Consider the following 11,056-nt stretch of genomic DNA (forward strand, 5'->3'; position numbering starts at 1 on the left):
CCCGACCCGGCCTGATCCGGCGCCCGGCCGGGTCAGCCGGGCGTCGCCAGCGGCCGCGGCCGGCCCGGCTCGCCGGTCCGGGCGAGCGGGTCGACGGGGGAGTGCGCCGCCTGGCAGCGCGGGCACCAGTAGGTGACCCGCTCCTGCGTCGTGGGGCCCTGGTCGCCGCGCAGGATCGGCGTCCCGCAGCGGCGGCAGGGCTTGTCCTTGCGGCCGTAGACCCAGTGGTCCTGGCCGCGGCGCAGGTCGCCGGTCGTGCTCTGCTCGGGGTGGTCGCGGTTGGCGAGCATCAGCGTCCGGACCCGCGTGACCAGGCGCTCGAGGACATCGTCCACGTCGCCGACGCGGGCCCAGGGATGCACGCCGCAGAGGAACAGCGCCTCGACCTTGTAGAGGTTGCCCGGGCCGGCCAGGTTGCGCTGGTCGAGCAGCGCCACCCCGATCTGCTCGTCGGGGTGCGCGCGGAGCCGGCGCAGCGCCTCGTCGAGGTCCCAGTCCGGCCCGAGGACGTCGGGGCCCAGGTGGCCGACCAGCCGGTCCTCGTCGGCGGTCGGGACGATCTCGACGTCGTGCAGCCGGTAGCCGACGCACTCCCACTCGTCGGTGGCGAGGACGACGCGGACGTCGTACCCGGGACCGCCCCGCCACCGCGTGCCGGGGCGGTAGATGTGCCAGCTGCCGTCCATCCGGAAGTGGGTGCGCAGGGTCCGCTCGTCGGCCAGCCGGACGAGCAGGTGCTTGCCGCGCGGGACGACCTCGCGCACGGTGATGCCGGCGAGGTCGAGCGCGGCCAGCTGCGGCAGGCGGAACTCGCCGCGGCGGAGGGTGGCCCCGGCCAGCGCCTGGTTCATCCGCTTGGCCGCCAACCAGACGGTGTCTCCCTCGGGCACCCGACCATGATCCCCCGTCCGGCGTGCCAGGGTGGGCCGCGTGATCGCTGGAGCGCCCCGGGAGCCGGTGAGGTTCCCGACGGCCGTCGCCGCGCTCGCCGGCGCCGCGTCGCTGGTGCCGGTCTGGCGCAACGAGCTCGGCGGCCTCACCTGGCGGATCGGTGACGGACCGGACCGCCGCTTCGTGAAGTGGGCACCTGCGGGCAGCGGCGTGCGACTGGAGGACGAGGTGGAGCGGCTGCGCTGGGCGGCACGGTTCCACCCGGTACCGCCGGTCCTGGACCACGGCGCGGACGACGGGGGCACCTGGTTGCTGACCCGGGGGCTCCCGGGGCGCAGTGCCGTGGACCCCGTGTGGTTGGCCGATCCACGGAGAGCTGTCCGAGGGGTGGGTGCCGGCCTCCGCGCGCTGCACGACGCACTGCCGGTGGAGGGCTGCCCGTTCGGCTGGACAGCGGCCACCCGCGTCTCCGAGGCGCTCGATGCGATGGGGACGTGGCGACCGGCGCGGTGGCACGCGGTGCACGCCGGGCTCGCGCCGGCGGACGTGCGGGCCCGGCTGGCCGACGTCCCGGACGTGGACCGGCTCGTCGTCTGCCATGGGGACGCCTGCGCGCCGAACACCCTGCTCACCGATGACGGGGAGTGGTCCGGGCACGTCGATCTCGGCTCGCTGGGGGTGGCCGATCGCTGGGCGGACCTGGCGATCGCGACCTGGAGCACGGAATGGAACTTCGGACCGGGTTGGGAACCGCATCTGCTGGACGCCTACGGGGTCGAGCCGGACGCGGAGCGGACGGCGTTCTACCGGCTGCTGTGGGATGTCGGGCCGTGACGCGCTCCGGAGGTGGGTCTCGCCGCCCGGGCAGATGATGAGAGAGGGCTCATCGCCGGGCCATGGCCGTCTCACCCTGGCCCGGCACCGTGTCGTGCAGTCAGGATGACATCTACCGGGAGGTCCCACCGTGCGCATCGCTCCGCTCCTGCTCGCCCCCCTCACCGTGCTCGCCCTCGCGGCCTGCGGAGGCGACGACGCAACCGAGGACAGCAGCACCGCCGCCACCGCGACGTCGTCGGAGACGACGGAGTCGACGACCACCCCCGCGCCGTCGCCGACGCAGGACGGCGACGCCGCGCAGCGGCCCGCCCCCCGACACCTGCGTCGACCTCCCGGAGGCGGCCGACGGCCGCTACGCGGTCGCCGACGCCGGAACCGTGACGGTGACCCGGGAGGGCGAGCGGCTCGTGCTCGGCGAGGTGGTCCCCGCGGAGGGCTGGACGGCGGTGGAGATCGACCGGGACGACGACGAGGTCGAGGTCGAGTTCCGGGGCGACGGCATCGAGCTGGACTTCGAGGCCGAGATCGACGACGGCCGCCTCGAGGTCGAGGTGTGCAACGACGACGACTGACGGGCGGCGGCTAACCGCGCAGCCGGAGCCCCCGCGGGGTCGCGCTGAACCCGGCGGCCTGGAGCGCCGCTGACAGCGGGGTGGACTCGTGCACCGAGGCGCCGTCGGCCTTCTGCACGACCATCCGGCCCAGCGCCCCGGCCGACACCGCGCCCGACAGCGCGGTGGCCGCCTCCTTCAGCGTCTGCTCGTCCTCGGTCCACGACAGCAGGGTCTTCCCGCCGCGCTCGACGTAGAGCACGAGGTCGCCGTCGACGAGGACGACGAGGGCACCGGCCTTGCGCCCCCCCCGGTGCCCGGTCTTCCGCGTGCCGGTGCCCTCGCCGATGTCCACGGCCGCGTCGTCGGCGGCGACGGTGCGCTCCGGCCACGGCAGGGCGGCGCCGTAGACGTTCGCCGGGTCGGTCGCGGCGAGGACGACGGCGCCGCCGGGCAGCCGGTCCGGAGCGGCGAAGCTGCGCAGCCTGTCGACCGAGCCCGGGGTTCCGAACTGCGCGGCACCCAACGTCTCGACGAAGTAACCGCGCCGGGCCCGGCCGTTCTCCTCGAACGCGCGCAGCACCGGGTAGACCGCCGGGAACCCGCCGGTGACCTGCTCGGCCATCACCGCGCCCCGGGTCAGCACGCCGTGCCGCTCGATCAGCGCCTCGGCGCGGGCCGTCGTGCGCCGCGTGGCGTTCGCCTCTCGCTCGGGCAGCCGCGACCACCGGCCGGCGACCGAGGGCGGCCCCGTCCGGCTGGGCATCGCCGGCGGCCGAGCCGCATGCGCCCGTGCCGCGAGCCGGACCGGGCGCGGGGAGCGCTGGGCCTGCTGCGGTGCGTGCCGCCGCCCCCCAGCCGGGAGCGCAGCGGCGCGAGGGTGTCGTTGGTCAGCACGCCGGCCCAGACGAGGTCCCAGACGAGGTCGGCCATCGCCGCGTCGTCGGTGGCGCCCAGCAGGTCGGAGAGGCCGCGGAAGAACAGCGCCTGACCACCGGCGAGCTGCTCCAGCAGCGGGGTGCCCTCCCCGGGCACCTCGAGGGGCTCCGGGAGCAGCAGCGGGGCCAGGTCGGCGGGGACGAGGCTCACCCAGCCGTCGCCGCCGGGCAGGCCTCCTGCACCGGCCCACAGCACCTCCCCGGCGCTGGTCAGCTCGTCGAGCATCGCGGGGGAGTACTCCCGCACGCGGGACGGCAGGACCAGGGTCTCCAGCGCACTCGCCGGGACCAGCGCCCCCGCCAGCTGCTCCACCACCGTCAGCACGCCGTCGACACCGCGCAGCCGCCCCCCGACCCCCTGCCAGGACGGCGTGAACCGCGCCAGCGTGCCGACCGGGACCGGCTCCACCTCCTGGCGCAGCTTCGCGAGGCTCCGGCGGCGCACGGAGCGCAGCACCTCGGCGTCGCACCACTCCTGGCCGGTGCCGCCGGGCCGGAACTCGCCGGACACCAGCCGCCCGGTGCCGGTGAGGCGCTGCAGCGTCGCGGTGACGACCGCGACGCCGAGCCCGAGCCGGGTCGCGACGTCGGCGGGCTGGAAGGGGCCGTGCGTGCGGGCGTATCGGCCGACGAGGTCGCCGAGCGGATCCGGCACCGGCTCGGTGAAGGCCTCCGGCACGCCCACCGGCAGCGCGGTGCCGAGCGCGTCCCGCAGCCGGCCGGCGTCCTCGATGGCGACGTACCGCTCCTCGCCGGCGATCCGCACCCGCAGGGCCCGCCGGGCGGCGACCAGCTCGTCGAGCCACTCCGCGGGGACGCCGCGGGCGGCCGTCTCGTCCGCGGTGAGGTCGCCGACACCGCGCAGCAGGTCGGTCGCGCCGTCGACGTCCCGGGGGTGGCGCTGGGCCGGCAGGCGCTGCAGCTCCGACTCGACCTCGGCCATGGCCTCGCCGTCGAGCAGCTCGCGCAGTTCCGAGCGGCCCAGCAGCTCGGCCAGCAGCCCGGTGTCCAGCGCCAGCGCCTGCGCCCGCCGCTCGGCGAGGGGGGCGTCGCCCTCGTAGAGGAACTGGCCGACGTAGCCGAACAGCAGCGACTGCGCGAACGGGGAGGCGGTGTCGGTCTGCACGTCGACGACGCGCACCTTCCGCGACCGCACGTCGGTCATCAGCTCGACCAGCCCCGGTACGTCGTAGACGTCCTGGAGCACCTCGCGGGCGGCCTCGAGCGTGATCGGGAACGAGGAGAACTCGCTGGCCACCGCGAGCAGCTGGGCCGCGCGCTGGCGCTGCTGCCACAGCGGGGTGCGGCGGCGCGGATCCCGGCGGGGGAGCAGCAGCGCGCGGGCCGCGCACTCCCGGAAGCGGCTGGCGAACAGCGCCGAGGTGCCGACCTCGGCGGTCACCTCCCGCTCGACGTCGTCCGGGTCGAGGACGGCGAGGTCGGCCTCCGGCGGCTCACCGGTGGTGTCGGGCAGCCGCAGCACGATGCCGTCGTCGGAGTGCATGGAGGCGACGTCGACCCCGTAGCGCTCGCGCAGCCGAGCGGCGAGGACGAGCGCCCAGGGCGCGTTGACCTGGGCCCCGAAGGGGGAGTGGACGACCAGCCGCCAGTCGCCCAGCTCGTCGCGGAACCGCTCGACCAGCAGCGTGCGGTCGTCGGGGAGGTGGCCGGTGGCCGCCTTCTGCTCGGCGAGGTAGGCCTGCAGGTTGGCCGCGCCCCACTCGTCCAGGCCGGCGGCGCGCGCCCGCTCCAGCCCGGCCTCCGGGGTCGCCGTCCCGACCTCGCGGAGGAACGCGCCGAGCGCCCGGCCCAGCTCGAGCGGGCGCCCGGGGGCATCGCCGTGCCAGAACGGCATCTTGCCGGGCAGCCCGGGCGCGGGCGTGACCAGGACGCGGTCGTGGCTGATGTCCTCGATCCGCCAGGAGGAGGAGCCGAGCAGGAAGACGTCGCCGACCCGGCTCTCGTAGACCATCTCCTCGTCGAGCTCGCCGACCCGGCGCCCGCCGGTGCCCTCGGCGCCGACGAGGAAGACACCGAACAGGCCGCGGTCGGGGATGGTGCCGCCGCTGGTGACCGCCAGCCGCTGCGCGCCGGCGCGGGCGGTGAGGGTGTCTGTGACCCGGTCCCAGGTCAGCCGGGGCCGCAGCTCCGCGAAGGCGTCGGAGGGATAGCGGCCGGCGAGCATGTCGAGGACGCCGTGCAGTGCCGACTCGGGCAGGGAGCTGAACGCGGCCGAGCGCCGGACGAGCGCGGCGACCTCGTCGACGGTGCGCGGTCGCTCGGAGACGATGGCGACGATCTGCTGGGCCAGGACGTCGAGCGGGTTGCGCAGGTACCGGACCGACTCGATCGCGCCGGCCTTCATCCGCTCGGCCACCAGCGCGCACTGCACCAGGTCCCCCCGGTACTTCGGGAAGAGCACGCCGCGGCTGACCGCCCCGACCTGGTGGCCGGCGCGGCCCACGCGCTGCAGGCCGCTGGCCACCGTCGGCGGGGACTCCACCTGGACGACGAGGTCGACGGCGCCCATGTCGATGCCCAGCTCCAGGCTGGACGTGGCCACGACGGCCGGCAGCCTGCCGGACTTGAGCGCCTCCTCCACGATCGCCCGCTGCTCGCGGGAGACCGAGCCGTGGTGCGCCGCGGCGACGGGCTGGAACGCCTCGGGCAGGCCGCCGCCGGAACCGGCCTGGGCCATGAGCGCGGCGGCGTTGGTCCCCGGTGGCACCGGCTCGCCGGTGCTGCGCTCGTAGGCGAGCTCGTTGAGCCGGCTGGTCAGCCGCTCGGCCAGCCGCCGCGAGTTGGCGAACACGATCGTGCTGCGGTGCGCCTGCACCAGGTCCAGCACGCGTTCCTCGACCGCGGGCCAGATGGAGCTGCGCGGCTGGTTGCCCGCGGCCGAGCCCTCGAGCTCGCCGGTGGGCTGGCCCAGCTCGCTCATGTCCTCGACCGGGACGACGACCGAGAGGTCCCACCGCTTGGCCGACGGCGGCGCCACGACCTGCACCGGCCGGCCTCCGGCGAGGTAGGTGGCCACCTCCTCGATCGGTCGCACCGTCGCCGACAGGCCGATCCGCTGGGCGGGGCGCTCCAGCAGCTCGTCGAGCCGGTCGAGGGTGACGGCGAGGTGCGCGCCGCGCTTGGAGTCGGCGACGGCGTGCACCTCGTCGACGATGACCGTCTCGACGCCGCGCAGCGCCTCGCGGGCGGCGCTGGTCAGCAGCAGGAACAGCGACTCGGGCGTGGTGATGAGGATGTCGGTGGGCCGGCGGGTGAAGGCGCGACGCTCCTCGGCCGGGGTGTCGCCGGAGCGGATGCCGACCCGGATCTCCGGGCGCTCGAGCCCGAGCCGCGCGGCGGCCTGGCCGATGCCGGACAGCGGTGCCCGCAGGTTGCGCTCGACGTCGACCGCGAGCGCCTTGAGCGGGGAGACGTAGAGGACCCGGCAGCGGAGCTGCTCGTCGGCCGGCGGTGGCACGGCCGCCAGCCGGTCGAGCGACCAGAGGAACGCGGCCAGCGTCTTGCCCGAGCCGGTCGGCGCGACGACCAGGGCGTGGCCGCCGCTGCTGATCGCGCTCCAGGCGCCCTCCTGGGCGGCCGTCGGCCCCTCGAACGCGCCCGTGAACCAGGCCCGGGTGGCCTCCGAGAACCTGTCGAGTGCGGACACGTGCACCAGTGTCCCCGCGGGGTACGACAGTTCGCCGGTCGATGCGGGCAGGACCACCCGAGCGAGAACGGAGTCCCGTCCGCGGCCCGGGGTGCGGCAGACTGCCCGGCATGCGACCGGCGGTGGACGGGGATCCGGCCGGTACCGACGTCGCGGCCGTGCAGCGGCGGACCGTGCAGGTCCTCTCCGGCGGTGTCGCCCTCGCCGGACTCGGCGTGACCGTCGGCATCACCGCCGGGGGCCTGCTCGCACGCGACGTGGCCGGCACCGACAGCGCGGGCGGACTGGGGCAGACCGCCGGCGTGCTGGGTGCCGCGGTCCTCGCCGTCCCGCTGGCGCGGATCAGCGCCACGTCGGGCCGCCGGGCGGGGCTGGCCGTCGGGTACGCCGTCGCCGTCCTGGGCGCGGTGGTCACGGTGGCCGCGGCGGCGGTCTCCTCGCTGCTCCTGCTGCTGCTCGGGCTCTTCCTGTTCGGCGCGTCCACCGCCTGCGGCCTGCAGGCCCGCTACGCGGCCGCGGACCTGGCGACGCCGGAGCACCGCGGCCGCGCGCTGTCGCTCGTGGTGTGGGCGACCACCGTCGGCTCGGTCCTGGGCCCCAACCTGGCCGCGCCGGGCGCCCGCCTGGGGACCGCGCTGGGTCTGCCCGGACTGGCCGGCGCGTTCGTCGTCTCGGCGGGGGTCTTCGGGGTGGTGGCGCTCGGCCTCCTGCTCCTGCTCCGCCCCGATCCGCTGCTCCTGGCCCGGCGTCTCGGCGGGGTCTCCGACGGGCCGGCGCCTCGCACGCCGACCGGGACCGCGTTGCGGGCGGTGTGGGCGGTGCCGACCGGGCGGCTCGGGCTGGTCGGCGTCGTCGTCGCCCATGCCGTGATGGTCGGCGTCATGGTCATGACGCCGGTGCACATGGGGCACGCCGGTGGCGCGGACGACGCCGTGCTGCGCGTGGTGGGCGTCGTCATCAGCGTGCACGTCGCGGGCATGTACCTCTTCTCGCCGCTGGTCGGCCTGCTCGCCGACCGGGTCGGGGCCCCGATGGTGGTGGCGCTCGGTGGCGGGCTGCTGCTGGCCGCGGCGGCGGTCGCCGGGACCGCCGGCCCCGCGGACTCCCTGCAGCTCGGGATCGGTCTGCTGCTGCTCGGACTGGGCTGGTCCTGCGGGCTCATCGCCGGCTCCACCCTGGTGACCGGCGCGGTGGACGCCGGACTGCGGCCGACCGCCCAGGGCGGCACCGACCTGCTCATGGGGCTCGGGGCAGCCCTCGCCGGCGTGGTGGGCGGCCCGCTGCTGACCTGGGGCGGGTTCGGCCTGGTGTCCGGGGTGTCGGCGGCGATGGTGCTGCCGCTGGCCGTGGTGTGGGCGTCGGTGGTGCTGCGACCTCAGCGGTCCCGGTAGTTGCGGATCAGCAGGACCAGGAGGACCACGAGCGCGAGCACGATGCCGAGCTGCAGGACGAGGTCGAGGGTCTCGGAGCCGGTGCCGGGGACCATGCGCCGAGCCTAGGCGTCGGGGCCGGGCGGCGGGCACGCGTTAGCGTCGGGTCGTGCGTCTGCAGGAGTTCTGGTCCCGGCTCGAGGAGCGGTTCGGGCCGATGCGCGCCCAGAGCATGACCCGCGACCACGTCTTCTCGGCCCTCGGCGGCCGCACCGCCGTCGACGCGATCGAGGCGGGCGTGCCGGTGCGGCGGGTCTGGCTGGCGATCTGCGAGGCCTACGACGTGCCACCGAAGGACCGCTGACGCCGCTCCCGTCACTCTCGGCACGGTGGGCGTGTCGAACCTGGCAGTCGAACAGGTGTTCGGCCTACAGTGGCATCCACAGGCGGCCGGCTCTCCACAGATCCGGTCGCGATCGAAGAATTGTCGGTGGGTCGTCCTAGCGTCGGTCCCGACCCGCTTCCCGCGAACCGAAGGTGACGACCATGGCGACACTCGACCGCGACAAGGCCCTCGACATGGCCCTCGCCCAGATCGACAAGCAGTTCGGCAAGGGCTCGGTCATGCGCCTGGGTGACACGCCCGAGGTGGCCATGAAGGTCATCCCGACGGGCTCCATCGCCCTGGACATCGCGCTGGGCATCGGCGGCCTGCCGCGCGGTCGCGTCATCGAGGTCTACGGCCCGGAGTCCTCCGGCAAGACGACGGTCGCGCTGCACGCCGTGGCCAATGCGCAGGCCGCCGGCGGCATCGCCGCCTTCGTCGACGCCGAGCACGCCCTCGACCCCGAGTACGCCCGGGCCATCGGCGTGGACACCGACGCCCTCCTGGTCAGCCAGCCCGACACCGGTGAGCAGGCGCTCGAGATCGCCGACATGCTGATCCGCTCCGGCGCGCTCGACATCATCGTCATCGACTCGGTGGCCGCCCTGGTGCCGCGCGCCGAGATCGAGGGCGAGATGGGTGACAGCCACGTGGGCCTGCAGGCGCGGCTGATGAGCCAGGCGCTGCGCAAGATCACCGGTGCCCTGAGCAACTCCGGGACGACGGCGATCTTCATCAACCAGCTGCGCGAGAAGGTGGGCGTCGTCTACGGCTCGCCCGAGGTGACCACCGGTGGCCGCGCGCTGAAGTTCTACTCGTCGGTGCGCCTCGACGTCCGCCGCATCGAGACCCTGAAGCAGGGCACCGACGCCGTCGGCAGCCGCACCCGCGTCAAGGTCGTGAAGAACAAGGTGGCCGCCCCCTTCAAGCAGGCCGAGCTCGACATCCTCTGGGGTCAGGGTTTCAGCCGCGAGGGCGGGCTCATCGACGTGGGCGTCGAGCAGGGCTTCGTGAAGAAGTCCGGCGCTTGGTACACCTACGAGGGCGACCAGCTCGGGCAGGGCAAGGAGAACTCGCGCAACTTCCTGAAGGACAACCCCGACCTCGCCGACGAGCTCGAGAAGAAGATCAAGGAGAAGCTCGGCATCGGGCCGACCCTGGACGCACCGCCCGCGGTCGACCCGGTCGACTTCTGAGTCGCCCGGTGACCGAGCGGTCCGGTACTCGTCGCCGCGGGCCCAGCAGTTCCTGGGGTTCGCGGCGGCGGGCGGCGCCGGCGAGTGACGCCAGCGGTGCCGACGGCGCGGACGGCGCATCGGGCGGCCCGATGAGGGATCCCGAGGCGGTCGCCCGCGACCTCTGCCTCCGTGCGCTGACCGGCTCCCCGAAGACGCGTCAGCAGCTCGCCGACCTGCTGCACCAGCGCGAGGTGCCCGAGGACGCCGCGGAGACGGTGCTGGACCGCCTCACCGAGGTCGGCCTGATCGACGACGAGGCGTTCGCCGACGCCTGGGTCCGGTCCCGGCAGTCGGGTCGGGGGCTGGCCCGCCGGGCGCTGAAGGCCGAGCTGCGGGCCAAGGGCGTGGACGACGAGATCGCCGCCACCGCGGTGCTGGCGGTCGACGACGACGACGAGCGGGAGACGGCGCGCCGGCTCGTGGCACGCAAGCTCCCGAGCATGCAGCGGCTGGACCGCGCGACCGCGACCCGCCGCCTCATGGGCATGCTGGCGCGCAAGGGCTACGGCGGGGGGCTGGCCGCCGGAGTGGTCCGCGAGGCGCTCGACGGCGCCGGCGCGGCCGATGCCGAGGTCGCCGGGTTCGACGACCTCGACGAGGACGCTCTCCTGCCATGACCCGCGCCCGGCGCAGGGTCCGGTGAACGCGAGAGGCCCAGAACCGAGCCGGTTCTGGGCCTCTCGCGTGCAGCGGGTGGGTGCTTACGTCGGGTCGGGGTCCTGCGGGCCCTGCCGGGGACCTGCGGTCCCGCCGATCTCGCTGACGCCGGCGTAGGGCTCGTGGCGTCGCCCGGAGTGGGCTTCGGCCTGGAGCCGTTCGACCAGGTGCGGGTAGTGCGCCTCGAACGCCGGCCGCTCGGAGCGGATCCGCGGGATCTCCACGAAGTTGTGTCGCGGCGGCGGGGAGGAGGTGGCCCATTCCAGGGAGTTGCCGTGGCCCCACGGGTCGTCGCGCAGGGCGAGCTGCCCGTACTTCCAGGAGCGCACGATGTTGTACAGGAACGGGATGATCGAGGCGCCCAGCACGAAGCTGAAGATCGTGGAGATCATGTTCAGCGTGGTGAACGAGTCGGTCGGCAGGTAGTCCACGTACCGGCGCGGCATGCCCTCGTTGCCCAGCCAGTGCTGGATGAGGAACGTGCCGTGGAAGCCGATGAAGGTCAGCCAGAACTGCAGCTTG

General features: G+C 74.9%; 10 protein-coding genes. 6 read left to right on the top strand and 4 right to left on the bottom strand.

Annotated features, from left to right (window positions below; genetic code table 11):
- Positions 1-32 precede the first annotated feature (32 nt).
- Positions 33-890: a DNA-formamidopyrimidine glycosylase family protein gene (locus A6V29_RS13840; RefSeq protein ID WP_137160834.1), complete on the bottom strand. Its 858-nt coding sequence runs from the start codon at positions 888-890 to the stop codon at positions 33-35.
- A 40-nt stretch (positions 891-930) separates the two neighbouring features.
- On the opposite strand from A6V29_RS13840, the gene A6V29_RS13845 reads away from it, so the two are divergent.
- Positions 931-1,725 (top strand): aminoglycoside 3'-phosphotransferase, encoded by a 795-nt coding sequence (locus A6V29_RS13845; RefSeq protein ID WP_212719387.1) that lies wholly within the window; start codon positions 931-933, stop codon positions 1,723-1,725.
- A gap of 380 nt (positions 1,726-2,105) precedes the next feature.
- The gene (locus tag A6V29_RS13850; protein WP_137160835.1) at positions 2,106-2,300 is read left to right on the top strand and encodes a hypothetical protein; all 195 of its coding nucleotides are present in this window, start codon (positions 2,106-2,108) and stop codon (positions 2,298-2,300) included.
- Positions 2,301-2,310: 10 nt separating this feature from the next.
- Here the strand turns inward: A6V29_RS13850 and A6V29_RS21685 are convergent, their stop codons facing one another.
- Complete coding sequence (locus A6V29_RS21685) at positions 2,311-3,045, bottom strand: Lhr family helicase (RefSeq protein WP_249933225.1); 735 nt, start codon at positions 3,043-3,045, stop codon at positions 2,311-2,313.
- Positions 2,940-6,884: a DEAD/DEAH box helicase gene (locus tag A6V29_RS13855; protein ID WP_249933226.1), complete on the bottom strand. Its 3,945-nt coding sequence runs from the start codon at positions 6,882-6,884 to the stop codon at positions 2,940-2,942. Before A6V29_RS13855 ends, A6V29_RS21685 begins: the two co-directional genes overlap by 106 nt.
- A gap of 110 nt (positions 6,885-6,994) precedes the next feature.
- On the opposite strand from A6V29_RS13855, the gene A6V29_RS13860 reads away from it, so the two are divergent.
- The 4 genes from A6V29_RS13860 to A6V29_RS13875 all read left to right on the top strand — a co-directional run bounded on the left by A6V29_RS13860 (position 6,995) and on the right by A6V29_RS13875 (position 10,494).
- The gene (locus A6V29_RS13860; RefSeq protein WP_137160836.1) at positions 6,995-8,275 is read left to right on the top strand and encodes an MFS transporter; all 1,281 of its coding nucleotides are present in this window, start codon (positions 6,995-6,997) and stop codon (positions 8,273-8,275) included.
- A 148-nt stretch (positions 8,276-8,423) separates the two neighbouring features.
- Positions 8,424-8,618, top strand: coding sequence for a DUF3046 domain-containing protein (locus A6V29_RS13865; protein WP_137160837.1), 195 nt, complete (start codon positions 8,424-8,426; stop codon positions 8,616-8,618).
- Between the two features lie 182 nt (positions 8,619-8,800).
- Positions 8,801-9,835 (top strand): recombinase RecA, encoded by a 1,035-nt coding sequence (gene recA / locus A6V29_RS13870; RefSeq protein WP_137160838.1) that lies wholly within the window; start codon positions 8,801-8,803, stop codon positions 9,833-9,835.
- A 131-nt stretch (positions 9,836-9,966) separates the two neighbouring features.
- Positions 9,967-10,494: a regulatory protein RecX gene (locus A6V29_RS13875; RefSeq protein WP_137160839.1), complete on the top strand. Its 528-nt coding sequence runs from the start codon at positions 9,967-9,969 to the stop codon at positions 10,492-10,494.
- A gap of 84 nt (positions 10,495-10,578) precedes the next feature.
- On the opposite strand, the gene A6V29_RS13880 is transcribed toward A6V29_RS13875, so the two are convergent.
- The coding region (locus tag A6V29_RS13880) for a cbb3-type cytochrome c oxidase subunit I (RefSeq protein WP_170977872.1) at positions 10,579-11,056 on the bottom strand (478 nt) is incomplete at its 5' end.

This window comes from Blastococcus sp. CCUG 61487 (assembly GCF_005222955.1).
In the GTDB taxonomy this organism is placed as follows: domain Bacteria; phylum Actinomycetota; class Actinomycetes; order Mycobacteriales; family Geodermatophilaceae; genus Blastococcus.

Coding starts and splice junctions, on each gene's coding strand:
- A6V29_RS21685 (WP_249933225.1), bottom strand. CDS start 3,045: ATGCCCAGCCGGACGGGGCCGCCCTCGGTCGCCGGCCGGTGGTCGCGG.
- A6V29_RS13860 (WP_137160836.1), top strand. CDS start 6,995: ATGCGACCGGCGGTGGACGGGGATCCGGCCGGTACCGACGTCGCGGCC.
- recA (WP_137160838.1), top strand. CDS start 8,801: ATGGCGACACTCGACCGCGACAAGGCCCTCGACATGGCCCTCGCCCAG.
- A6V29_RS13875 (WP_137160839.1), top strand. CDS start 9,967: ATGAGGGATCCCGAGGCGGTCGCCCGCGACCTCTGCCTCCGTGCGCTG.